18 protein-coding genes are annotated in these 26821 nt (G+C 37.9%); 9 read left to right on the forward strand and 9 right to left on the reverse strand.

Annotated features, from left to right (window positions below; all coding sequences use genetic code 11):
• Positions 1-20 precede the first annotated feature (20 nt).
• The 3 genes from uxaC (at position 21) to RT723_RS15620 (ending at position 5012) form a co-directional block, all read left to right on the forward strand.
• Positions 21-1463: a glucuronate isomerase gene (gene uxaC, locus RT723_RS15610; RefSeq protein WP_315948010.1), complete on the forward strand. Its 1443-nt coding sequence runs from the start codon at positions 21-23 to the stop codon at positions 1461-1463.
• Between the two features lie 30 nt (positions 1464-1493).
• The gene (locus tag RT723_RS15615) at positions 1494-3995 is read left to right on the forward strand and encodes a DUF4861 family protein (RefSeq protein ID WP_315948011.1); all 2502 of its coding nucleotides are present in this window, start codon (positions 1494-1496) and stop codon (positions 3993-3995) included.
• Positions 3996-4073: 78 nt separating this feature from the next.
• Positions 4074-5012, forward strand: a complete 939-nt coding sequence (locus RT723_RS15620; RefSeq protein WP_315948012.1) for an alpha/beta hydrolase — start codon at positions 4074-4076, stop codon at positions 5010-5012.
• A gap of 339 nt (positions 5013-5351) precedes the next feature.
• On the opposite strand, the gene RT723_RS15625 is transcribed toward RT723_RS15620, so the two are convergent.
• From RT723_RS15625 to RT723_RS15660, 8 genes are read right to left on the reverse strand one after another with little or no spacing between them, the layout of a single operon-like run.
• The gene (locus tag RT723_RS15625; protein ID WP_315948013.1) at positions 5352-6329 is read right to left on the reverse strand and encodes a family 43 glycosylhydrolase; all 978 of its coding nucleotides are present in this window, start codon (positions 6327-6329) and stop codon (positions 5352-5354) included.
• An 8-nt stretch (positions 6330-6337) separates the two neighbouring features.
• Positions 6338-7135: a rhamnogalacturonan acetylesterase gene (locus tag RT723_RS15630; protein WP_315948014.1), complete on the reverse strand. Its 798-nt coding sequence runs from the start codon at positions 7133-7135 to the stop codon at positions 6338-6340.
• Positions 7123-8151, reverse strand: coding sequence for a LacI family DNA-binding transcriptional regulator (locus tag RT723_RS15635; protein WP_315948015.1), 1029 nt, complete (start codon positions 8149-8151; stop codon positions 7123-7125). Before RT723_RS15635 ends, RT723_RS15630 begins: the two co-directional genes overlap by 13 nt.
• Before the next feature lie 58 nt (positions 8152-8209).
• Positions 8210-9508, reverse strand: a complete 1299-nt coding sequence (locus RT723_RS15640) for a TRAP transporter large permease (protein WP_315948016.1) — start codon at positions 9506-9508, stop codon at positions 8210-8212.
• Positions 9508-9990, reverse strand: coding sequence for a TRAP transporter small permease (locus RT723_RS15645; RefSeq protein WP_216054922.1), 483 nt, complete (start codon positions 9988-9990; stop codon positions 9508-9510). The genes RT723_RS15640 and RT723_RS15645 overlap by 1 nt, the downstream gene beginning before the upstream one ends.
• Before the next feature lie 10 nt (positions 9991-10000).
• Entirely contained in the window at positions 10001-10963 is a 963-nt protein-coding gene (locus RT723_RS15650; protein WP_315948017.1) for a TRAP transporter substrate-binding protein, read from the reverse strand.
• A gap of 12 nt (positions 10964-10975) precedes the next feature.
• Entirely contained in the window at positions 10976-11821 is an 846-nt protein-coding gene (kduI, locus tag RT723_RS15655) for a 5-dehydro-4-deoxy-D-glucuronate isomerase (protein WP_315948018.1), read from the reverse strand.
• A 43-nt stretch (positions 11822-11864) separates the two neighbouring features.
• Complete coding sequence (locus tag RT723_RS15660) at positions 11865-12629, reverse strand: SDR family oxidoreductase (RefSeq protein ID WP_315948019.1); 765 nt, start codon at positions 12627-12629, stop codon at positions 11865-11867.
• Between the two features lie 175 nt (positions 12630-12804).
• Here RT723_RS15660 and RT723_RS15665 point away from each other — a divergent pair, with 175 nt between their 5' ends.
• The 5 genes from RT723_RS15665 to eda all read left to right on the forward strand — a co-directional run bounded on the left by RT723_RS15665 (position 12805) and on the right by eda (position 18463).
• A complete protein-coding gene (locus tag RT723_RS15665; protein ID WP_315948020.1) occupies positions 12805-14262 on the forward strand; it encodes a tagaturonate reductase in 1458 nt (485 codons plus the stop codon).
• A gap of 3 nt (positions 14263-14265) precedes the next feature.
• Complete coding sequence (locus tag RT723_RS15670) at positions 14266-15756, forward strand: UxaA family hydrolase (protein WP_315948021.1); 1491 nt, start codon at positions 14266-14268, stop codon at positions 15754-15756.
• Positions 15756-16685 (forward strand): sugar kinase, encoded by a 930-nt coding sequence (locus RT723_RS15675; protein WP_315948022.1) that lies wholly within the window; start codon positions 15756-15758, stop codon positions 16683-16685. The genes RT723_RS15670 and RT723_RS15675 overlap by 1 nt, the downstream gene beginning before the upstream one ends.
• Before the next feature lie 10 nt (positions 16686-16695).
• Positions 16696-17757 (forward strand): pectinesterase family protein, encoded by a 1062-nt coding sequence (locus tag RT723_RS15680; RefSeq protein ID WP_315948023.1) that lies wholly within the window; start codon positions 16696-16698, stop codon positions 17755-17757.
• Between the two features lie 88 nt (positions 17758-17845).
• Positions 17846-18463 carry a bifunctional 4-hydroxy-2-oxoglutarate aldolase/2-dehydro-3-deoxy-phosphogluconate aldolase gene (gene eda, locus RT723_RS15685; protein WP_315948024.1) on the forward strand — a complete coding sequence of 206 codons (618 nt, stop codon included), beginning with the start codon at positions 17846-17848 and terminating at the stop codon, positions 18461-18463.
• 102 nt (positions 18464-18565) lie between these two features.
• Here eda and moeA read toward each other — a convergent pair whose 3' ends face one another.
• Entirely contained in the window at positions 18566-19825 is a 1260-nt protein-coding gene (gene moeA / locus RT723_RS15690) for a molybdopterin molybdotransferase MoeA (RefSeq protein WP_315948025.1), read from the reverse strand.
• A gap of 210 nt (positions 19826-20035) precedes the next feature.
• On the opposite strand from moeA, the gene RT723_RS15695 reads away from it, so the two are divergent.
• Positions 20036-26821, forward strand: coding sequence for an FG-GAP-like repeat-containing protein (locus tag RT723_RS15695; protein WP_315948026.1), 6786 nt, complete (start codon positions 20036-20038; stop codon positions 26819-26821).

Here is a 26821-nt window from a genome sequence, read left to right on the forward strand (position 1 = left end):
ATGTTGCACAGGACAAATTGATGAGCAAAAATATACAAAAATTAACACTTCACCCAGATAGATTATTTTCTAGTGATGACAAAGTGATTGAAGTCGCTAGAAAGTTATATGAAAAAGTTAAAGATTTACCAATTATAAGCCCACATGGCCATACTGACCCTAGTTGGTTTGCAGATAATAATAACTTTGAAAATGCGGCAGATTTGTTAATTCGTCCTGATCATTACGTATTTAGAATGTTATACAGCCAAGGTATTAGCCTTGAGTCTTTGGGTATTCCACAACATGGTGAAAAAGGCGATTTAGCGGGGTCTCGCCAAGTTGACCCTCAAAGTATTTGGCAGATATTTGCAGATAATTATCATTTATTTGCCGGCACACCATCGGGATATTGGTTGGATGCCACCTTCTCTAATGTATTTGGTTTCACCGATAAGTTATGCAACGAAAACGCCACAGAATATTACAATGAGATCAATAAACAATTGGCCACGCCAGAGTTTAAACCTCATGCATTAATGGACCGATTTAATATTGAATTAATTGCCACGACTGAAGGGGCGTTAGATCAATTACCACACCACCGTAAACTTAAAGATTCAGCGTTTGCTAAACGAGTGATCACTTCATTCAGACCGGATGATGTCGTTGACGCAAGTCGTGAAGATTTCAAGCAGAATGTAGCTAAATTAGCTGAATTAACTGGTGAAGATACCAGCGATTGGCATGGATATTTAGCAGCAATTCGACAACGTCGTGCTTATTTTAAAGAGCATGGTCGTGCCACCGCAACGGATCATGGTCATCCTACGGCACTTACGGCAAATTTGAATGAACAGCAATGTCAGGCATTGTTAGATAAAGCTTTAGCAGGAACCGCAACGGAAACAGAACAAGAATTATTCCGTGGTCAGTTATTAACAGAGCTGGCAGGCATGAGTATAGAAGATGGGTTGGTTATGCAAATTCATCCGGGGGCGCATCGTAACCATAATCAAGGTTTGTTCGAACGTTATGGACGTGACAAAGGCGCGGATATTCCAAGTCAAACTGAATATGTCAATGCGCTTAAACCTTTATTGGCAAAATATGGCAATGATCCGCGTTTAGATATTATTTTATTTACCCTTGATGAAACGACTTACAGCAGAGAACTCGCGCCATTAGCTGGGCATTATCCGAGTCTTAAACTCGGTCCAGCTTGGTGGTTCCATGATAGTCCGGCTGGCATGTTAAGGTTCCGTCAACAAACGACGGAAACGGCGGGTTTTTATAATACCGTTGGCTTTAACGACGATACTCGTGCGTTTTTGTCTATTCCCGCTCGTCATGACGTAGCTCGTCGGGTTGATTGTCGTTATTTAGCTGAGTTGGTAACAAATCATCAAATCACCTTAGGTGAGGCTCATACTTTAGCGTATGAGTTGACTTATGGGTTAGTGAAACAAGCATACAAATTATAATAATTAAAAGCAGTTGTTTGAGGTAAGGTTATGAAGTTTAAGTTAAGTTTATTGTCGCTAGTGAGTTTGTCATCTTTGTCATTAATGACAGGCTGTAGTCCTGATAAGTCAGATTTAATGGACAAAACAACTCAAGATAATTGGATAGCAACAGCTGAAATCCACAATCCTTCAAACTTTGACCGCCCAGATCAAACATTATTTTTTAGTTATTATGATTTAGGTTTACCTGCGTCATTCGAACAATCTTTATTATTCAAAAACGATAAAAACCAATTTAGCTCTCAGGCCATTGACTCCGACTTTGATGGTGACATGGATGGTGTTGTTGTGACTGCCTCCATGACAAGTGGTGAAACTCTCACACTTGATGCATTTGTTGCTAGCGACCCGCGCTACGCTGCAACTAAACGTACTCAAGCTGAAATTTCACTTAAAGTCGGAGGTCAATGGCAACCTCATTCTAAATACCCTGATACTCAATTTGAAGAATATGTCGGCGGGGAGTTTAGTAATGTAGATAGTGTAGAACCCGAAAGTAAATACACAGATCATTCTAATTGGTTACGTTATGAAGGCCCTGGTATTGAATCGGATAAGGTGGGCTACCGAGTTTACTTAGATTGGCGAAATGGTTTTGATATTTTTGGTAAATTAACTGATAAACCAGTACTACAAAATGTAGGGTTTGATGGTTATGAGTCATATCACCATGAGCAACCGTGGGGAATGGATATTCTTAAAGTTGGTAGTTCATTAGGCAGCGGTGGGTTTGGGTTATGGCATAAAGAGCAAGTTGAACGCATTACCAAAGCGGACTCACGCAAAGTCACAATTAACGCCAATGGAGATCTGTTTTCAGCTTTTACCATTAACTATAAAGGTTGGCAAAGTGCGGTTGGTAAACAAAACCTAGATGCTCATATATCTATGTCGGCAGGAAGTCATTTAGCAAATATAACATTAGATTTTGAACAGCCTGTTGAGACTATAGCCGCAGGTATTGTGAAACATCCCAATACTGAGTTAATCACTGGCGACATGGACATTACTGGAAAAGCTTATAGTTATATTGCCAGTTGGGGGGCGCAGTCTCTTGACGGTAACATGTTAGGTATGGCGGTTTTCTTCAAAAAAGAAACATTAAAACAAGTTACATCGGATAAAAATAACTATTTAGCTATTTTAACACCAAAGGGCAACCAACAGATTTATAACAAAAATACCCAGCAACTGGATTATTATTTTGCTGCATTGTGGCAGCCTGAAAGTGGGATTGATAACAAAGAAGCTTTTACGAAATACCTTGAGCAGCAAGCTGAGCGTTTAACGGTTAAACCGAGAGTTAGACTTAAAACTAAAAAGAGTTTAGCTGCCAAACAACAAAAATTAACCAGTAAAGTTGCATTAGATTGGGCTATTAAATTAGCAGACAGCGAGTTAAATCGTAAAACGTATACTTATGAATACTCGGGATGGGATATCAATCGTCGTCGTTTACCAAAGTTTGAATATGATATTGTTGGTTTGTACCCACATACTTTAAATCGTATAACTGAAGCAACCGGTGATAAAAAATATCAAGATGCATTAACGAAGATCACAGGCTCATTTATTGATGAACAAGGCAATATTAAACGGTTTAAAAAATCTAATTATAATATCGATAGTGTGGCGCCTGGGCGCGCGGTATTAAAATTATACCAATTAACCAAAGATGAAAAATATAAAAAAGCGGCGGATTTATTACGTCAACAACTGGCAGAACATCCTAAAACAAAAGAAGGCGCTTTTTGGCATAAGAAAAAATATACCTCTCAGGTGTGGTTAGATGGTGTTTATATGGGCATGCCGTTTTTAGCTGAATATTCAAACAAATTTGAGAATGGTCATAGCCTAGAAGAGGTGGTTAAAGAGTTTACGTTAACTTATAAATATCTTAAAGATCAGCAAACTGGTTATTATTATCACGCATGGGATGAGCAAAAGCAGCAAGGTTGGGCTGATAAGAATACAGGTTTATCTCCTGAGTTTTGGGCCCGAGGTATGGGCTGGTTAGCCATGGCACTCGTAGATGTGTTGGACTTAATCCCTGAATCTGAAACAGAATTACGTTTGCCTCTTATTAAGATGTCACAAGAGTTGGCCGCGTCACTTAAGGTATCTCAAGACTCGGAAACAGGGACATGGTGGCAAGTGTTAGATAAACCTAATCAATTAGGTAACTATCGCGAATCTAGTGCATCAGCCATGTTTACTTACTTTTTAGCAACGGCCATTGATGCAGGAATTATTAGTGATGATTATAAGGACACAACATTAAAAGCATTTAACGGTTTGGTGAATGAATTTGTATTAGTGCATGATAATGGAGAGATCAGTTTAACCAATTTATGTTATGTAGCAGGGTTAGGGTTTGGCCGTGATGGCAGTTATCAATATTATATGAGTGAGCCGGTTGTTAATAATGATCCCAAAGGGACTGCACCATTTATGTTAGCCGCACTGGCCGTGCATGACCTATTAAAATAACTTACAGTGATAGAGTAAGTTAACTTGAAAATTATATTGTTAAATTTGAAGCCCAGACAACTCTGGGCTTTTTTCTGTTTGATCTTATTTCAGCTTAGTCATGCAGCTGAGCCAATACAGGTCGATGATGGTTATACAGTTTCTAAACGATTTGAAAAGTATAGGAAATTGGACACCACAATTAGTCTACCTAAGTTAAGTTTTACTGAAGGTCAGTTAGTGGAGTTTGATCTACGCTACGCTCAGGTAGGACAAAGAGAATTACATTTAGACCTGTTTCATGCAGTACCTAATAAGCCATCAAAAGGTTTGATTATTTTTATACACGGCGGTGGTTGGCGAGCCGGTAATAAATCACATTTTTATCCACTGGCAAATTTGTTAGCTCAACAAGGTTATAATGTAGCGTTGCCTGAGTACCGCTTATCCATAGCAGCACTTTACCCAGCAGCGGTTGATGATATTGAACAAGCAACGCAGTGGTTACTTAACCATAGTTCTGAATTAGGTATTAGTACCTCGCCGCTTATTATTGGGGGAGGGTCTTCTGGAGGTCATTTAGCGACACTGATTGGTTTTAAAAATAACAAACAAGCGCATTTGTTAACGGATAAACCAATTCCGTTATATAACGCGGTGATTAATTTAGATGGCTTATTAGATGTTACATCTGAGTTAGCTCTGAAATTTGAGAACCGCAAAGGTAATGACTCGGCCTTAGCTAAATGGTTAGGAGGACGTTATGAGACAATACCGGATTTATGGCATCAGGTATCACCAGTTAATTATATTAATGAGGACGCCCCAGAGTTATTAATTATAAGCAGTGGACAAGCAAGATTTACCGCAGGTAAAGATAAAACTAAACGTTTATTTAACGAAAACGGACGAACGATTACCATTATTGAACATGAAAATATCATACACACCTTTTGGTTATTTGAACCTTATCTAACTAATCTTGCTGCGGATATAGCGGAATTTTTAATGGATGTAAGCAAAATTGAACAAGAATAAATGCAGGTAATTTCCTAATATAATTACAAACAGGTTTAAACAATCTAATCTATAACTTCACGCAGTTACTTAATTATCGAAGTTAGGGTTTTTTAATAGTCACCCCACTTCGATTGCAGCACTAAAGATATTAAATTTAAACAAGCGTAAAAAGCTGTTTTTATATAATCCATATTTACCCAAATGGGTTCCACTTATGCAGGACAAATACTGGTTACAACCTTGGCCTGAACATGTTTATAAAGACCAATGCAGTTAAGAGACCAATGTAATTAAGTGAGCAATGTAATTAAGTGAGCAATGTAATTAAGTGAGCAATGTAATTAAGTGAGCAGTGGGTTAATCCGTTCTCTGAATTTTTTGGATGGTGCCATCGGCATTAAAAATGACGTTTTCCATCGCACTATGACGTTGTCGTTTACCACAAAGACTATCTTTTGCATTTATCCAGCGGTGATAAAATAAAATCCACTGACCGTTGAACTTAACTATTGAATGATGGTTATTGGCGTTATTTTCTTGCTCCATAAATACGCCTCGATAAGTCCAAGGTCCAGTAGCAGACTTAGCTGTGTAATATGAAAGTTCACGATTATTTTCTGGCATAGTGTAGTAATAAAGATCATTACGTTTAAACACCCAAGGGCCTTCCATTTTGGGCTCATACCCTCCCATATCCATTTTTATAAACTCACCATCAATACTTAATAGGTCATCTTTCATTTTGGCTACATAATAGTCATGGTCTTTACCATGAAAATATAAATACGTTTGCCCGTTATCATCTGTAAAAATACTAGGGTCGTTTGCGTAAGGCTCGCGCCAAAGTGGTTTGCCTATGGCGTCTTTAAAGGGCCCAGTTGGTGATTTACTAACCCCAATCCCTAATCCCATCCACTTGGTGCTTTTACTTGGTGTTTCTCTATCCTTATAGCCATTGCCGGCTGGAAAAACTAAATAATATTGACCATTTTTATAAATGGCATCGGGGGCCCAAGCGTAGTTATCAGCCCAAGATAAATCGTCTAATGACATGACTGAGCCATGATTAGTCCAAGTATTCAGATCACTTGAGGAAAATACCATCCAGTCTTGCATATGGAAGTCTTGTTGGCATTCAAGATCATGGCTGACATATAGATAGATTTTGCCATCCTTCCAAACATGAGCGGATGGATCCGCCGTGCGTAAATTAGGCCCTAAATCTAGGATCTTTGCATAGGTTGTATTGCTAATTAACACCAAGGAAATCAACATGGAAATACACATGATAAGCTTGAATTTATCTAGCGATACGTTGTGGATTTTTGAGTACATAATTTAATCTATAACCCTTTATAAGAATATGTTAAATGTTTTGGATCCGGTGTACGTAATAATTTAGATAAAGGGTGTTTTTGTGCTTTTAATTCAGTTAATACAAGTTGCGCGACTTCTCGGGCTCCTAATTGATTTAAGTGGGTATTATCGGTGATGCCATTAGGATAATTAGGGTGTAAGTCTGGTTTTATATGCATAAAACGCAAGGCTGATAAGGTAAAACCTTGCTGTTGAAAATGTTCCCGGGTAAGGGTTTCCATATCTATAAAACTAACGTTAGTGTCTTTGGCTATGTTTCTTACAATATCAGCGTAAGGGTGGGTCAGTTTTAGTTGGGCATTATCGTCAAAGTGACGGCGGGTTATGGGAGTCATTAATATAACACTAGCCCGTTTATTTTGTGTTATGTGGATCATGTTTCTGATATTAGATTCGTATTGCTCAGGTGAAGTGTAGCGGTCAACTTTATGTTTGGATTGGTCATTATGGCCAAATTGAATAAATACAAAATCACCAGGTTTCAGGTTTTGTTCTATCTTGTCCCATAATCCTTCTGCGATAAAGGTTTTGGTACTTCGACCATTTTTAGCTAAGTTGGTCACCGTAACGTCTTGCGCAAAGAAGTGGGCAAATGGCATTCCCCATCCAGTTTCTGGGTAGTCTTTGGGATCTTTAATGGCCATGGTGGAGTCACCGGCCATAAATACTTCAATTGCTAAGGCGTGAAATGAGAAGAGGGTAATGAAGGAGCTTAATGCTCCCATTAATAAGGCTGAGGATAGTCGATTGGTTAATTTGGACATTGTTTAGTTGATTCCCTAGTTATCAGATAGGGTTTGACCACGATTTTTTCGTGCTCAGCACCTTGATCTGGTGAAATACTTTGAATGAGTTTTTGAGTAGCTAAGCGTGCAATCTTTTGTACTGGGCGCTTTATCGTTGTCAGTGATGGAATGATCCTAGAGGCGATAATATTGTCATCAAAACCAGCAATGGATAAATCATTTGGAATTTTTATTCCTAAGTCGCTCGATACCCTAACTGCTCCTGCTGCCATTTCATCGTTATTAGCAAAAATAGCAGTTGGTCTAGGTGTTTGGGTTAATAATGCGCGGGCACATTCAATACCAGTCTCATAGGTATTTTCGCCAAACTGGATTCGATTTTCTGGCAAGTCTAAACCATTCACTCTAAGTGCGTCTTTAAAGCCTTCAAAACGCTCTTTAGATGAATGGAAAGCCATTGGTCCTGTGATCATAGCAATGTCAGTATGTCCGAGTTCTATCAAATGCTCGGCAATATCTGTCATAGCACCACGGTCATCAGATATAACAATATTATCTGGATCACCAAGGTCTGTTGATGCAATACGAATACAAGGTAACTTAATGGATTTAAATGCTTCTGCTAATTTGTCACTCTCTGAAACAGGTGGTATGACTATAATGCCATCAACTCTTGAGCGACTAGCAAAGTTTAAGCAGTCTTCTATAAAGTCATCAGATTGCCATTGGCAAGGGTGAACTACCAGTTCAAAGCCTAATGAGGAACATATATCTAATGCCCCTCGTTGCACTTGGTCTATATAGAGTGCATCGGGATTGTCATAAATTAACCCCAACAAATACGAACGATTAGAGGCTAAACCTCGAGCTTGTTTATCTGGCTGAAATTTAACTTCTTTGATTATTTGTTCAACACGCTCTCGAGTAGCTTGACCAACCATAGGTGAGCCATTAATAACTCGTGAAATAGTTCGTTTTGATACACCGGCAATGCGTGCAACATCATTGATCGTTATGTTGGTTTTCGTTTCCATTATCTTTTCCAGTTTTAACTGACTAAACTAACGTGTTTAGTCAGTTTAAAATTCAGTATTAAAGTAAGCCTAATATTCTAGGGAGTGTCTCACTTATTGCTGGAACATACGTCACTAACATTAACACCAAAAACATAACAAAATACAAAGGTATCATTGGCTTAATGATTTTGTGGATAGACGTTTTAGCAACTGCACAAGAGACAAAGAGAACACTGCCTACAGGAGGAGATACTAACCCAATTGACAGGTTTAATACCATCATAATACCAAATTGTATTGGTCCCATTCCAAGTTCAGCTGCCACCGGTAGAAATATTGGGGTGAAAATTAATACGGCTGGAGTCATATCAATAAAAGCACCAACTAAAATCAGTATTAAATTAATCATTAATAAAATAACAATTGGGTTATCGCTGTATTGTAAAAAGAAGTCACTAATTCCCTGAGGAATATGGGCATAAGATAACAACCATGACATAGCCGAAGATGCGCCTATGATTAACATCACTATAGCGGTCGTTTCGCAGGCTTTTAAAAATAACGCTGGCAATGATTTGGTGGAAATTTCTTTATAAATAAACACCGATAAAACCAAAGCATACAATACCGCGACAGCGCCAGCCTCGGTTGCTGTGAATACGCCACCGATAATGCCGCCAATTACAATAAAAACTAACAATAAACTCGGTAATGCCGCGGTGACTTTTTTGGCAACTAAGTTAAAGGGTAAACGTGCAGATACCGGATATTTATTTTTAATGGCGTACAACATACATACAGTCATTAACGCTAAACCCACTAATATTCCCGGAACATAACCAGCAACAAATAAAGCGGCAATAGACACACCGCCGCTGGCGATGGCATAAATAATAAGAATGTTACTTGGTGGTATTAACATGCCAGTGGTTGCGGCCGATGCGGTAACTGCGGCTGCGAAGTTTTCATCGTAACCATGCTTTTTCATTTCTGGCACCATAAAGCTACCAATCGCAGACGTGGCGGCTACGGCTGAGCCTGATATTGCACCAAACATCATGCAAGACATGACATTTACCAATGCTAAACCACCAGGTAGAGCACCAATTAACGCCATCGCACATTCAATAAGACGTTTAGCAATACCACCTTGTCCCATAATAAGTCCGGACAAGATAAAAAATGGAATGGCTAATAACGCAAAACTATCAATGCCTCCAGCCATTTGTTGAGCGATGGTGGTTGTTGCGGCTGTAAAGTCGATGTGCATTAACAAAGACACTAACGTGGCTAATCCAATACAAATTGAAATAGGTACGTTGATGAGCAACATGGAAAAGAATACGAGTAATAAAATAAGCGCAGTGATATCCATTATATGCTCTCCTTGTTAGTTAAAATGGTACGAATATTAAGTGCGGCAAAAAGAGTAATAAGCATGCCTGACAGTGGGATGACGGAGTAGACCCAACCCATTTGTAAGCCAAGGGCTGCTGAAGTTTGTTTTAACTCTAAGGTTAATATCATCAAAGATAGGCCTCCGTAGACCATAACTAAGGTCGCAAATAAGAGCACCAATATTTCAATTAAGACCAAAGCGTAGTTTTTTAATTCAGCAGGCAGTTTTTCGACAAATAAGTCTAAACCTAAATGGGCTTTTGTTTTATACGCATAAGCGGCACCTAAAACGCCAATCCAAATAAGTAAGTAACGAGATAATTCTTCTGTGTATGAACTTGGGGATCCTAAAATAAAGCGTGAAAATACTTGCCAGCTGACGGTAACCACTATGGCTAACATCATTAACATTAATAGTTTTTCCAGCACGTGATTGATTTTTGATAGTAGAGAATTCATGAACCCAGCCTTACATTGATTTTATTTTTTTGATCTGTTCTGCAACAGGGCTGTTGTCGAAAGTTGCATGAAACGGTGCAACTTGTTTTTGGAATGCAGCTTTGTCAGGGTAGGTGACTTTAACGCCCTCTTTGATCACTGCAGCCAACGCATCATCTGAGGCTTTTTGCCATAATGACTTTTGAAAAACCACGGAGTCCGCCATTGCTTGTGATAACCAATCTTGTTGTTGTTTATCTAACGAGTCCCAAACCGGTAAGCTAGCCAAAATGATGTCGGGCACAAAAGTATGTTCATCTAAGCTGTAATAACGGGCTATTTCATAATGACGGGATAAATAGTAACTTGGCGGGTTGTTCTCAGCGCCGTCAACGACACCTTGTTGTAAGGCCGCGTATAATTCCCCCCAGGCTATTGGTGCTGCAGCGCCGCCTAAGGCTTTAACCATGTCCATTGCCGTAGGGCTATTTAATACACGGATCTTCTTACCAATTAAGTCTTCAGGTGTGTTTATTGGAGCGTCAGAAGTATAAAAGCTTCGGCTACCGGCATCGTAATAGCCCATGCCTTTTAACTTAGCAACGGCGGTTTTATCTAAAAGAGATTGGCCAATTTCACCTTCTAAAATTTTCCAGAAGTGCTCACGGTCACGAATAAGATATGGAATGCTAAACAACTTCATTTCCGGTACAAACCCTTCTAATGGACTGACCGATACTTTTGTCATCGATAAACTGCCAATTTGCAGTAATTCAATCATTTCTCTTTCTGAGCCTAATTGCCCACCTGGGTAGATAACCAGTTCCATTTTTCCGTTGGAATAATGGTCAAGTCTCTCTCCCATATGGACCATAGCTAGATGCACAACGTGTCGTGTATCTAATGTATGCCCTAAGGTTAAACGTGTTTTACCCTGTTTTTCACCGCAGCTGGCTAAAGTGAACATGGCGATGATTATTATTAGTATGCGCATGTTTGTACCTTGTTATCGTAATTGGTTAGGAGCGTGAAAATCCATATCACTGTAATCTAAATTCTCACCAGCCATACCCCAAATAAAGCTGTAATTTTGTGTGCCACAACCTGAGTGTATAGACCAAGGTGGCGAAATGACCGCTTGCTCGTTATGCACCCAGATATGTCTGGTTTCAGTGGGTTCCCCCATAAAATGACAAACCGCTTGCGACTCAGGGACTTCAAAATAGAAATAAACTTCGTTACGTCTATCATGCTGATGGGCTGGCATCGTATTCCAAACACTGCCATCTTTTAAACAAGTAATGCCCATCTGTAACTGGCAGGTTTCAACCACAGAATTGATCATAGATTGATTAATGTCTCGTTCATTACTGGTAGTTAAACTGCCCATTTGCAGTTGTTTACCACCTCCAAAAGGAACTCGTTTATTGGCGAACGATTGATGGGCAGGTGCTGAATTTAAGTAAAATCTTGCAGGTGTTGTTCTTTCAACACTGCTAAATGTTACTTGTTTGTTACCACTGCCCAAATATAAAGAATCTTTGTAGTTAAGTGGGTACTCTACCCCATCTGCCGTCACAACTCCTGCACCACCTACATTGATAATGCCAAGTTCTCGGCGCGATAGAAATGTGTCTGCTTTTAATGCATCTAACGTTTCTAATGTGAGTGTTTCATTAACGGGGACAGCACCACCAACCATAAATCGTTCATAATGGGTATACACCCAATTAATGGTATCGTCTTGCATTAACGTGGCCGCTAAAAATGCATCTCGAAGTTGTTGGGTATCAAACCCTTTCACTTCGTTAGGACCAATAGCGTATCGGTTTTCAAAATGAGTTTTTGTCATAACATAAACCTATATTTATTTTTGTTAGTGTTTATTTTTATGTTTAGCGAGCTAACCAACCGCCATCCACCGCTAAAATATGTCCATTGACATAATCACTGGCTTTTGATGATAAAAATACTGCAGCGCCGACTAGATCTTCTGGGTTACCCCAGCGTCCAGCAGGAATGCGGTTTTCTATTTCTTTGTTTCGAATAGGATCATCTTGTAATGCTTGGGTATTATCGGTACGGAAATAACCTGGTGCGATTGCATTAACTTGAATGTTGTGTGACCCCCATTCATTAGCTAATGCTTTGGTAACGCCTGCGATAGCATGTTTACTAGCTGTGTAAGCTGGCACTGTTATGCCACCAGAGTATGAGAGCATAGAAGCGATATTGACGATCTTACCTGAGCCTGTTTTGATCATTTCTGGCGCTAACTTTTGTGCCAATATAAAACTTGCGTCCAAATTAACCGCCATCACCTTATGCCATTCATCTAATGGGTAATCTACCGCTGGGCTTCTGAAAATTGTGCCACCCACATTAATTAAAATATCAACTTTACTGGCGATAGCTAACGCTTGTTCTGCAAGTTGAGTGACTGAATTACTATCGGCAAGGTCGGCACTTATTTCAAATCCCTGTTGTCCTGTTTGGTTTATAAGCTCTAACGTCTGTGAGCAACCACCTGAACGACTGCTACTGCAAATTACATTTGCACCATTTTGTGCTAACCCCAAAGCTATTTTTTGACCTAGTCCGCGACTAGCGCCTGTGACAAGCGCCGTTTTACCTGATAAGTTAAATAGTAAGTTTTCCATCTGTAACCTTTAGTACTGTTAGATATTTATGGTGTGAACAATGGATTTAGTTCGCACTTAATAATGATTGATTAGTATTCTTTGCCACCGGTAGCAAAATGTCAAACAAAATATGTTGCCACCGGTGGCAAATTGTCGTAATGTTACAAAAAACAGGTATTAATCATGGTGATATATGAAACAATTAAATCGACAAAACTTTCCATCTAATCGTTATCCTACAAAGATAATGCAGTTTGGTGAAGGCAACTTTTTACGTGCTTTCATCGACTGGCAAATAGACCATTTAAATAAAGAAACGGATTTAAATGCGGGTATTAGCATCATAAGACCCATAGATTACGATGCACTTCCATTGTTAAATACCCAAGATGGTTTATATACCACCTTGGTTCGCGGGCTTAATGAATCCGGTGAGGCTGTTGAACAAGTTAATGTTATTGAATGTGTAAACGAAGAAATTCCAATTTACAAAGAGTTTGATAAATACATGGCATTAGCAGAATGCGAAACGCTTAAAGTTATCTTTTCAAATACCACAGAAGCGGGCATTGAGTTTATCGCTACTGATAAATTATCCGATGCACCTGCAAAAGCATTTCCGGCTAAATTAACACAATGGTTATATAAACGTTTTGTTCATTTTAGTGGTGATAACGATGCTGGTTTAATGATCATTCCATGTGAGTTGATTGATTATAACGGTGACAAACTAAAAGAGATCGTACTTAAATACGCTGAGTTGTGGCAATTAGATACTACATTTATCACTTGGTTAAATGATGCAAATCATTTTTGCTCAACCTTAGTGGACCGTATTGTTACCGGTTTTCCACGAACTGAACACGACGAGTTACAAACAAAGCTTGGTTATTTAGATAACTTTATGGTGACGTCAGAATACTTCCACTTCTTTGTTATTCAAGGGCCAAAACAATTAGAAGAGGTTCTATGTTTAAAAGACATGAGTTTAAACATTTTAGTCGTTGACGATATCTATCCATATAAACAACGTAAGGTTGCCATTTTAAATGGTGCTCACACTGCGTTGGTCCCTTTAGCTTATATGGCTGGCATTGATGCCGTTGGGGAGGCTATGGATGATACCTTGTTCTCAAAATACGTTGAACAACTAATGTTTAATGAAATTATACCTACTCTAAACTTGCCGAAAGATGAGTTAGAACAGTTTGCATCTGATGTTATAAAGCGTTTTAAAAATCCATATATTCATCACTTATTGATCTCTATTTCATTAAATAGCATGACCAAATTCCATACTCGGATATTACCGCAACTTTTAACATATGTTGAAAACAAACAACAAGTGCCTACGCTTATGGCACATGCCATTGCAGGACAAATATTAATGTATCGTGGAACTCGTGATGGTCAAACTATAGAGCTGAGTGACTCGGAACAATGGATGACATTATTTAGCGATGTATGGCAGCAACATGAAGCCAGTAAAATCAATACACATCAATTAGTAGATGTAATATTAGGTGCCGATTGGCATTGGGAACAAGATCTAAATAAAGTTGCTGGATTAACTGAAGCTGTAGCAAACAGTCTTGACGGCTTTTTAGAAAAAGGTGTACGTGCCGTTTTAACTCAATCTTTGGAAGCATAAATTATGAAACATATTATCCGTTTACACGCGACAGATAATGTCGTAATTGCTTTGACGTCGTTGACTAAAGGCCAAACTTATCAAGATGGCGATGTTTTTGTAACGCCAATAAGCGACGTGGATAAAGGTCATAAAGTCGCTATCATTGATATTGCTAATAGTACACCTGTTATTAAATATGGTGCCCCTATTGGCAATGCGGTTAAAGATATTGTTGCGGGTCAATGGGTGCATACGGATGATGTGAAAACCAATTTAAACGACGAATTAGAATATCGTTACCTGCCAGAAAATATACTGTCTAAATTTCAGCAAGATGATTCGCCAGAAGTGCAATTATACCGCAGAGATAATGGCGATGTAGCGATAAGAAACGAATTGTGGTTAATCCCTACTGTGGGGTGCGTAAATGGTATGGCGCAACATATGGTAAAAGAATTCTTGCGTCGTCATCCAGAGTTAGAAATTGATGGTGTTTACGTATTTCCACATCAATTTGGTTGCTCACAGCTTGGAGATGATTTAGAAACCACACGTGTGCTGCTTCAAAATATGGCCAAACATCCCAATGCGGGCGGGGCGTTAGTTGTAGGTTTAGGTTGTGAAAATAATCAAGCCGTAATATTCGAAGATGGTTTAGGTGATTATAACCACGATCGAATTAAGTTTCTGATCACCCAAATGGTCGAAGATGAAGTTGAAGCAGGGGTTGCTTTGATGGAAGAGATTTATCAAACCATGCGCCAAGATAAACGCCAACCGGGTCGATTGTCTGAAGTTAAATTCGGCTTGGAGTGTGGTGGCAGTGATGGTTTGTCAGGTATTACCGCAAATCCGTTATTGGGACAGTTCTCTGATTTTTTGATCAGTCGTGGTGGTACAACAGTGTTAACCGAAGTGCCGGAAATGTTTGGTGCTGAAACCATTTTAATGTCCCGCTGTAAAGATGAAGAAACCTTTAATGACTTAGTTGGTATGGTTAACGGCTTTAAACGTTATTACAAAGATCATAATCAACCTATTTATGAAAATCCGTCACCGGGTAATAAAAATGGCGGTATCAGTACCCTTGAAGATAAGTCTTTGGGGTGCACGCAAAAAGCGGGATTGAGCCCAGTTCAGGCTGTTTTAGAGTATGGAGAGATCATGACAACTCCAGGGCTTAATTTATTAAATGCGCCTGGTAATGATGCGATCGCAACAAGTGCATTAGCTGCTAGTGGTTGTCATATGGTGTTGTTTACCACAGGTAGAGGTACGCCTTATGGTGGTTTTGTGCCGACCCTTAAAATAGCCACCAACAGTGAAATGGCCACTAAAAAACGTCATTGGATAGATTTTGATGCTGGCCGTTTAGTAACAGATACCAGTATGGAAGAGTTGTTATCTGAGTTTATTGATTTATTGGTGCGTTCTTGTAATGGCGAACCGGTGAAAAATGAAATAAATGAATTCCGTGAAGTAGCAATTTGGAAAAAAGGAGTAACCTTATAATGAGCGAGTTTAAACTTGCCATTATAGGCGAGTGCATGGCTGAAATATCTGGCCGTGTGCTCGGCACCATGCAACAAAGTTTTGGTGGCGACACACTAAATACCGCCATATATTTAAAAACCCTATTACCTGAAGCCGGTATGGTTAGTTTTGTCACAGTGATGGGGAATGACCCATTAAGCACTGCCATAATTAACCGTTGGCAGCAGGCTGGAGTTGATACCTCTTTAGTCTTGATAGACCCTGACCGTCAGGTTGGTTTATACATGATTGAAAATGATGAAAGAGGAGAGCGTACTTTCCAATATTGGCGAGACGATTCTGCAGCTAAGTACTTATTACAACATGATAAGTTTAATGCTGCTTATACATCTATGTCTGACTACGATGGCATTTTTTTGTCAGGCATATCATTGGCGATTTTGCCCGACGAAGACAAGTATAAACTTATTGAAAGGTTAAAAGTACTTAAACAGCAGGGTGTCCAAATCATTTTTGATGGTAATTATCGTCCTAAGTTATGGAACAATAAGGACACAACACAGTTATTTTACAATTTGATGTATGACATCGCCGACCTGGCGTTAATCACCTTTGATGATGAAGAATTATTATGGGGTGACAAAAATTTAGATGCTTGCCGTACAAGATTATTGCAACATGATATTAACCATTTGGTGCTAAAAGACGGTGCCAATGGTTGTTATTATACGCATCTTGGTGTGACAACTCATATATCGACTACTCCCGTAACAACCGTCATTGATACCACCGCCGCTGGTGATTCATTTAATGCTGGATTTTTAGCTGGATGGTTTAATAATAAACCAGCTAAACATTGCGCTGAATTAGGCAATGCACTTGCTGGTCAAGTTATCCAACAAAAGGGTGCAATAGTGCCTGTAAATATTGACCTATTAAATTTATAGAGCCTTTGATATGAATCGAGTCATTATTATCTTTTTAGGGGTGGTGTTTAGTTTTATCGCTGAAGCTGCATTTAATGAGCAACAAACCAAACTCTATATTGTTGGTAAGCATCAACAATATACAAATATTCAAAGAGCTATAGATGCCAGTGTTGAAGCATTAAATGCCGTTATTTTTATAAAACCTGGTGTTTATGAAGAGCGGTTGTTTATTACCCGAAATAATATTGCGTTAGTGGGGGAATCGTCTAAGAATACCATTATTAAAACGTCAATCTTACGGTCGGACTGGCGCAAGACACATCCATCGGATTGGGGCGCAGCTGCGGTTAATATTAATGGAACCGATATCGCCTTAGTGAACCTGTCTATTGTTAACGAGTATGGTTTGTTAACTGGCGATCATGAACATCAGTTTGCAGTAAGAGGGTTTGAGCTTAGCGATAGGATCATCACTCATAATTGCAATATAATTGCTGGTGGGGCCGATACACTTAGCCTTTGGAACAAAAATGGCCGTTATTACCACTCCCATTGTTACTTTGAAGGGCACACTGATTTTGTTTGTCCTCGCGGTACAGCGTTAATAGAAAATTCCAAATTTTATAATCAAAAACGTTCAGCCACTATTTGGCATGACGGCGAGTTAAACTCGGATTATAAGCTTGTGGTCAGCGAAAGTGAGTTTGACGGTATCAAAGGATTCTGGCTTGCACGACATCATTATGATGCACAGTTTTATTTATTAAACTCCAGCTTTTCTAACAACATGGCAGATAAACCAATATTTAGAAAACGCTACAATAATAAAGCGGTAGAGCGTCCTAATTTGTATGGTCAGCGATATTTTTTTGAAGGTAACCGTTCTGAAAATCAATTTTCTTGGCTTGAAGATAACTTTAAAACCTCGGATGTTATTCCAAAACAATATCCAGATTTAGCCGCTTGGGTATTTGATAATACTTGGCAACCAAATCAAGACTTAAGTCGTTTATCTCAGTTTTTAATAGATAGCTTAAATGGACAGAAATTTGAACCATTTAATATAAATGCGGCTAAAACCAAGATGTAAAATCAGATTAGAAATAACTCACTACTGAGCTAAGTATTTGAATTTAGCTCAGCCTACATATAACACAATAGATCACAGGTACAGATATATGAAATCATTCCGTTCGTTAATGGGTGAACAGGTTTTATTGCCGATTATTCAAGCAGACACTGCAGAACAAGGCGTTCAAATTGCAAAAGCAATGCGTGATGGTGGTATTCATTTAGTAGAAGTTGTTTTAAGAACTCAGGCGTCATTAGAAGCGCTTGTTGCGATTAAAAGTGAATTCCCAGACATGATAGTTGGTGCGGGTACTATTATTGACGTTCAGTCGTTAGATGACGCGATTAATGCTGGTGCCGACTTTATCGTGACGCCAGCACTAACACCTACCTTAGGGCAAAAATTGAGTACTTGTGGCGTGCCGGTATTACCTGGTGTCGCAAACACAGGGGATATATTATTGGCCCGTGAATTCGGCTTTAAAGAATTGAAACTGTTTCCTGCTTCCTTATCAGGTGGCGCTAAGTTTATTTCGGCTATGTCAGGATTATTTTCAGATGCTATTTTTTGTCCGACTGGTGGTGTGAATCAAGAAAATAAAGATGAGTATTTATCATTAAATAACTGTTTTGCGGTAGGTGGTACTTGGGTCGCATCGCCACAATGGATTGCCGACAATCAATGGTCAAAAGTGACTCAAGCTTGTTTGCAAGTAACAGCTTAAGCTTTGATTTTATTGGTAAAGTAATAATATAAATAAAACCAGTCGATTGACTGGTTTTATTATTTTACTGATTATTACCCTTTCTGTCTTGCCGCTTTAGAGTTAAGACAAAATGGAATCAAATAACTCGATACTAACGGTTTCGCCAGCTTGATGTCCTTGATTGTCTTGGGCAAGGATTATGTAACAATTTGCCCTGCTAATTGAAGACAGTATGCCTGAACCTTGTGCCGAAAGTGGAGTCACTTGAAGGTCGCCTTTTGGGTTAACTGCCATGATCCCACGTTGAAAATCCATGCGTCCTGCTTTTTTCTTTATGCTGTGAGTGGTGACGGCATTAAGCTTAATGCTTGGGATTTGATTTCCACCAGACATATATCTTAAAGCGGGAACGGCTAATTGATGAAAGGTGACGACAGCAGAAACTGGGTTACCTGGTAATCCAAAAAATACGCTGTTAGGTAGAGTGCCAAAAGCAAAAGGTTTGCCCGGCTTTATTGCTACTTTCCAAAATCCAATATCGCCAATATCATTTAAAATATCTTTAGTGTAGTCCGCATCACCCACAGACACACCACCACTGGTGATCACCACATCGGCTAACTCATCGGCTTTAAAAAAGGCATCCGCAATCTCTTTACGGTCATCTTCAATAATACCAAGCGATATTACATCCACATTCAATCGTTGTAACATGGCCACTAATACTTGGCTGTTACTTTCGTAAATGTCACCTTGTTGTAATGTTTCACCGGGCATTTTAAGTTCATCTCCGGTAGAAAAAACAGCTACTTTTAACTTTCTATATACATTAACGGTTGTTAAGCCTAATGAGGATAATAAACCAATATCAATGGCATTAAGTTTGTGACCTGCATTAAATAACGTATGCCCTTGTAAAATATCTTCACCAGCAATACGAATATTAGAATGCAGTTTTGCGGGATGCAATAAGGTGATTAGTACATCAGAATTGGCATCAACATTTTCCTGCATCACCACAGAATTGGCACTTTGCGGAACTACTGCACCTGTCATAATACGAATGCATTCTCCGTTATTTAATTCACCTTTAAATGGTGTGCCTGCCAATGAGGTGCCCACTAACTTAAATTGGGTGAATGGGGGAGAAGTTACGTTTTTATCACTTAATGCATCATCGCGGATGGCGTAACCGTCCATGGCCGAATTATTAAATGCTGGCACATTCAAGGGAGAGGTTATCACTTTAGCTAATATACGATTATCCGCATTTTGGATAAGTATACTTTCGGTTTCCGTGATTTTTTTTATGTTACTTAACAATGTACTTTTGGCTAATTCAAAAGGCATCAAGTTAGGCACATTGTAACAAGTTGTCATAATTTTCCTTATTTAACGACATAGTCGTTTGCACTAATTAGTTCTTTTCAATCATATCTTAATATGTCTTAGGGTTTTACCTTAAGACTCACTTTTATTTACTAACTATATTTTGACGCAGACCTTTAACAACTTCACTTTTACATCGAAAACCTTGTGGCAGAAGGGATTGAGGAATTGGCGCGAAAATTGCGATTACTAGGGCGTTTAATGGTTATTCTTGAGTATCTTAAAGGATTCTGGTGTGAAATTTTCTTTTTTAAAATATTGACGTTTGTCTTATGCAGTGTGTTCTCCTTCAAAGGGGTAGGACAGGTATCATCGTCACATTTAGAGGTTCGTACATATTCTGAAGTTGAGTTAGAAACTGGTTTTTACTTGCTGCCAGACATCATACTATCGGATGAATATTTTGATTTCAGTTCGGTTAACCTTTTCATTTCGACCGGAGTTAAAGTAGATCAAATAACTTTATACAACTCAGAGCTTATTTCTATTGATGCTGCTACTAACAGTATTTTATTTGAAAATAAAATAATTGGCGTTTTCTCAGGTGAATTAACTGTAGAGTCGGACGATTTTAAAATTCAGTTTAATGCTTCAGCCAATAAATTGTCTATTCAAGCAACGTTAAGATCTATTTTCATTTTTAATCAAAATCCACAACCAGGCACTCGTAATTTACTCATCAAATTACAAAACGCCGAAAATGACGTGACAAAAATTGTAAATAACTATTTTTACCAAAGCCCACAAGAACTAGTGGTTTTTGATGATGAAAATATGAAAGAAGAAACAACAGTTGCTCTTGTTGATATAGATGATGATACAGATTTTGATTTGATTGTAGGCGATAAAAACGGAGTACTTACATTTTATCGCAACACTGGCGATAGTAATAATCCTTTATTTGTGCTGGATACCGAGAATAGTCCACTCACATCGGTAAGTACGCTAAATTTAACCTATTCATTTCCAGCCTTTACTGATATCGATGGAGATGGTGATTTTGATTTTTTCCTAGGTGAAAATAAAGGGATTGTTACTTTTTATGAAAATATAGGGTCAAAATCGGCTCCTGAGTTTGTATTAAATGATGAGGCTAACCCGTTTAAAGAACGAATTAATTATACAGTTAAACCTAACTTTCTAGATATTAATTCTGATGGTTTAATCGATGCATTATTTGGCCGACTCAATGGCGGGCTCAGTTATTATGAGAATATAGGGACCAAATTTGAACCTAGTTTTGTTCTAAAAGGATATGGCGACAATATTTTTCAAGATGTAAGAGAGCATTCCCGAGCAGCTCCTTTTCTTTATGATTTTAATTATGATGGTTTTGTCGATTTGCTTTTAGGCGAAACGGATGGTTCGTTAAATTTGTATTTGAACCTACCTGTAAATGACTTGCGCAGTTACATAAAACAAAGTGATGAAGAAAATCAATTTAGTATAATTAACGTGGGTGAACATGTAACCCCAATATTTGTTGATATTAATAACGACGGGTTTCCTGATTTAATAAGTGGAAATAAAGCTGGTGAAGTTAAGGTTTTATATGATGACTCTAAATTTTCGTTTGAAATTTCCCCAGTAAACGATGCTCCAATTATCGATGTTATTTCAACTCAAGACGTTGATGAGAATACAAGATTTGTAACTTCGTTATCCATCACGGATGAAGAAGGAGATGATTGGCAGGTAGAATTATTCGGTGATGATGCGCTCCAGTTTGAGGTTCTAGAAAATAATGACTTGAACTTTATTGCAAATCCAAATTTTGAATTATCAACAGATCAAAACGCAGACAACATTTATTCATTATCCATTCAAGTAACGGATGTTGCTGGCGCCAGTAATATATTAGATTTAACGATTACCGTTTTAGACATAAATGAAGCTCCAACCATTAAGGGAGATGAGCAGATAACGGTGACTGAAAACCGATCTGAATTAGCTTTATTTGAAATCGAGAACCCAGAGACCGAATCGTTAATTATAGAGCTGTTGGGTGACGATGGTGCACAGTTTAATTTGAATGATAAGGGGGTGTTATCTTTTATTAGCCCAGCTGATTTTGAATTACCGTTAGACAAAAATAAGGATAACAACTACCAATTAACTATCGTAGTGACTGACGAAGTTGATCAATCTGCTCAAATTGACCTTGAAGTCACGGTAGACAATGAAATTGAAAATATATCAGCTAAATACACAAGTGTTGATCCATTTGAAGAAGATGACATTTCGGATGGTTTATCCGCTAAATTATTTTCCAATATAATGTTAAATGATTTTGGGGAAGATTTTGCCGATCAAAAGTTAACGATCTCCGGCTTACTGGATGGGGATAACATACAATTAGTCGCCAGTGATAGTAGTGAATTTATTGTTTATGAAAATGAAGTTATATATCAAGGCAATTTAATTGCAACCATCGACAATGAAAATAATGGTGTTAACGGTTCTAGTTTTAGCATGACGTTTACTGAGTTTGCAACAGCAGACATAATCCACTCAATATTCCAGAGTTTAATGTTTAGTAGTGATTTAGCAAACCCTCAATCTCAACGTGTGATTACATTCAACTTTACCCACCCACGTGTCGGTAATATATCGATAGTGAACTATAACGGGTTTGAATTAATGCCTAACTTAAATCCGTTTAATGGAATGAGTTTTGGAAAATCAGTTAAACCTAGTTTTGCAGACGTAGACAATGATGGCGATTTAGACAGTTTTGTTACACAGTTCGCCAAACAACTTCAATCTTATAACAATGTTACCAATGACATCGATATAGCATTTGTAGAAGATAACCAGGCAGTCGATGCATTTAGTGAAGTAATGACACGATATGAACGTGCTTTAACATTTTCTAAGTTAAATTATGACAATAAAGTTGATGTATTAGCTGGAGAAAACGACGGAACGTTAGATTTCTTTCTAAACGTAGGAACCACGGAACAACCACAGTTTGCAGAATTAATGAATGCAAATAATCCATTCTACTTATTAGATGTGGGTGATAATTCGACTCCTGTATTTGTTGATATAGATGGTGATTCAGACTCAGATGTGTTTGTTGGTAGCTTGAGTGGAAATGTTTATTATTTTGAAAATAGTGGTGATGGATACACTTTTAAGTTTGAAGTAAACATTGATGATGTTTCTTCACATATACTCGAGGATATAAAATCGAGTAAGTCTAGTGTTCCTAGTTTTGTCGACTTTGATCAAGATGGCGACTTTGATTTAGTGCTAGGCAATGCATCTGGAACGCTGCAATATTACCAAAATATAGGTAATTATTTATCGCCGATGTTTGTCGAATTAATTGGCGAAGATAATCCGTTTAACAATGTATCAGTATCAAGTTATTCAGCCCCTACGTTTATTGATTTAGATATGGATGGCGACTCAGATATTTTGATTGGAAGTGATGATGGAAGTATTAGCTACTTCAAAAACAATTCAGGTATTTTATTAGAAGTACTAGGTGAAAATGATACCCCACAAATAAATGCGCAACCCTTATATACGGTGATAGAAAATCACTTTGAAATCGGACAAGTATCTTTTTTAGACGCCGATGGAGATACGGTAAACCTCAAGGTTGAAGGCGTTGATGCCCATTGGATCAATATTGACGATAATGGCGTAATGTCGTTCAGCCACTTAATGATCCATGATAATCCAATGGATTTTGATGGGGACAATATATACCAATTTGACGTTATAGTGGAAGACCCTCAAGGTGCACAAAGCTCTGTAACTACCAGCGTTCAAATAATAGAATCGGCCCCTGTAGACTTTAGCCAAACCAATACGTTTTTAGTGTCAGAAAATAGTACATATGTTGCAATAGTAAAACTACGTGATGAAAATGATAATGCGTATAGATTTACATTAACGGGCGAAGATAAGGATGTTTTTGAAATTAATGCATTAGGACAATTAGTGTTTAACGCCAATCCTAATTATGAAAACCCAATGGATAAAAATCTTGATAATCAATATGAATTAGACGTAATAACCACAGATACTGATGGAAATTCGACCATTAATCCTATCAATATTAAGGTTGTAGAAGTCAACGAAGCACCAGAGTTAACTTTGTTTTCCAATGTAAGTGTTTCTGAAAATAGCGTTGAAGTGATACAAGCTCAAGTTCAAGACCCAGAAAATGAAAATGTGACATATAGCTTGTCGGGTCAAGATTCAGCATTATTTACAATTGATACTCAAGGTTATATTAAGTTTGTTGTTGCACCAAACTTTGAAAAACCGTCGGATAAAGATGTTAATAATCAATATGACATCGCGGTTATCGCTACGGATGAAAGGGGGGCGAATAGCACGAGTAATACTGCAATAGTGGTTAACAATGTGGTGGAGATGAATTACCTAGGGCCAACGTCAATATCCATAGTTGAAAATACGACTTTTGTGCAAGTTATTGACGTGGATTATTTAGATAAAACTGAATTGAGTTATCAATTATTAGGTGATGATCATGTTCATTTTAACATTGATGATTATGGCCAATTATCATTTAAACATGACATAAACTTTGAGTCGCCAATAGACGACGATTTAAATAATAACTATCAAGTAATGGTAAAAGTATCCGACATTAAAGGCGAATCAATAGAGGTTGAATTAAGCGTATCGGTTATCGATGTAAATGAAGCTCCAGCCATTTTATCGGCGAATAGAGTTGAAGTAGATGAAAACACACAATTATCTTATTTATTAGAAATTTTTGATCCTGAGAATGATGAGCTGACGGTCATCTTAAGTGGTGATGATAAACCGCATTTTCAATTAATTGATGGTTATCTAGAATTAAACCAAATTCCAAATTTTGAATCGCCAAATGATTATAACCTTGACGGTGAGTATTCACTTACTGTTAGCATTAATGATGGTGAGTATCAGACAAATATTGATTTAATTGTTGTGGTTGTAAATCAGCAAGAACAAGCGGAAGTAACGGGATTAACAAACATTTCGCTTGGAAAACAAAGTGTCACTAATGGCAATATGTCAGCCATTTTACCGAATGTATCGTTGATCGATCCTGATAATAATTACCAAGATCATCAAATTATTATCAGCGGATTATTATCTGAAGACTCAATTACATTAATTGATAACGAAGAACTTGAATTAAGCTTTAATGAAGATACTGGAGATGTGTACTTCAAAGGGATGGTTATCGCTCAAATTGATCCAAATAATTCTGGTATTGCGGGCTCTAACTTTTTGATTAGCTTTAATGAACTGGCTAACAATGATGCCGTCGAAGCAGTGTTAACCTCACTCAGTTATGGCAATAACAGTGAGCAGCCAACAGAATCTCGAACTTTATCTATCATTATTAAAGATGAAACTGGTAATCAGTTGAATTTATATAATGCGGTTGATTTTTTAACCCTAGAAAATAATGCAGCACCATTATTTAATATTGATGTTGGTGAAAATGCATACCCAAGTTTTGCGGATATCGACAATGATAATGACTTAGATTTATTGATTGGAACGGCTAGTGGAGAGCTAAAGTTATTCATTAATGACGGTAATTCGTTAACGCCTGATTTCATTCAATTGGCAAGCAGCAATACCTTGCTTATTGAGTTTGCTAGCAGCTTCCATTCTTCTCCAAGTTTTGTCGATATTGACAATGATGGTGATCAAGATTTATTTATTGGTGACAGTGATGGATTTATTCGATTAATAAGAAATACCAGTACGGGCTCTTCACTTAGCTACCAACAATCGGCTGCCAGTGAAAATCCATTTAGCGGTATTGATGCGGGGAGTTTAGCTAAAATATCATTTGTTGATATTGATGGAGACCGTGATCTCGACGCATTTATAAGCAACAGTCTTGGAAATATACGATTTTTCTTAAACAGTGGCACGGCTTCTAATCCTTCATTTTCAGAAAAATTAATGAATGAAAATCCTCTTTATACAATTAAAGGTTATTTTTCGGTTGTCACTACATTTATCGATATTGATAAAGACGATGATTACGACTTAGTCCTAGGCAATACTGCGGGTAGTCTTGTTTTGTATGAAAATACAGGAAGTGCAAACGCTGCGTTATTTGAAATCAGTACAGCTGAAAACAATCCATTTTTAGACTTTGCGGTAAAAGGTGCATCTGTGCCTGTATTTGTCGACATCGATGGTGATTCAGATTTAGATCTATTTGTTGGTGATATAAATGGTCAAATCGCATTTTCAAAAAATGTCGCAGGCATAACCTTGACCATAGACAACAGTGATTATGTGAATTTAGCACCTGTTATAACATTAGATTCAATTAAAACAGTTAATGCTGGTGATTTTGTCATTCTAGAAGCTAACGTTGAAGATGACGATGCGGCAAACCTGTCTTATAAATGGTATCAAAATAGCGGTGACCCTATTGATATGTTAAATAATGATAGTTATAAATTTACGTTTACCGCACCTATGGTTGAAGCAGAAAAGCAACTTGAATTCGAATTAATTGTCCATGACGGTGAGTTGTCCAGTAGCAGTATAATTTTAGTCACGGTAAAAGCACAAGTTGATGGTGAAGTAATCGTAAACCGAGCGCCTATCATTGAAATGATAAGTGACATGTCAGTAACAAGCGGCAGTGAAGTAACGTTACAAGCGATAATATCTGATGCTGATGGTGATGATTTAATTTATAGCTGGACACAAACGACAGGAATAACAGTAGAAATGTTTAATACAAATACTTTAACACCAACAATAAAGATTCCAGAAGTAGATGAACAAACTGGAATAACGGTGATGTTTGAAGTGTCTGACGGTGAAGCGATCAGCGAAAAATCAATTACTATTTTGATTGAAAAACAAGATGTTATTGAAAAAAATGACGCCGGTGGGGTCATACATTGGTATATATTTTCAGTTATGATCCTGCTGATACTTTCACGACGTAAGTATCAGCGTAAATCGAGTTGTTAA

The organism is Psychrosphaera aquimarina, from assembly GCF_032461525.1.
In the GTDB taxonomy this organism is placed as follows: domain Bacteria; phylum Pseudomonadota; class Gammaproteobacteria; order Enterobacterales; family Alteromonadaceae; genus Psychrosphaera; species Psychrosphaera aquimarina.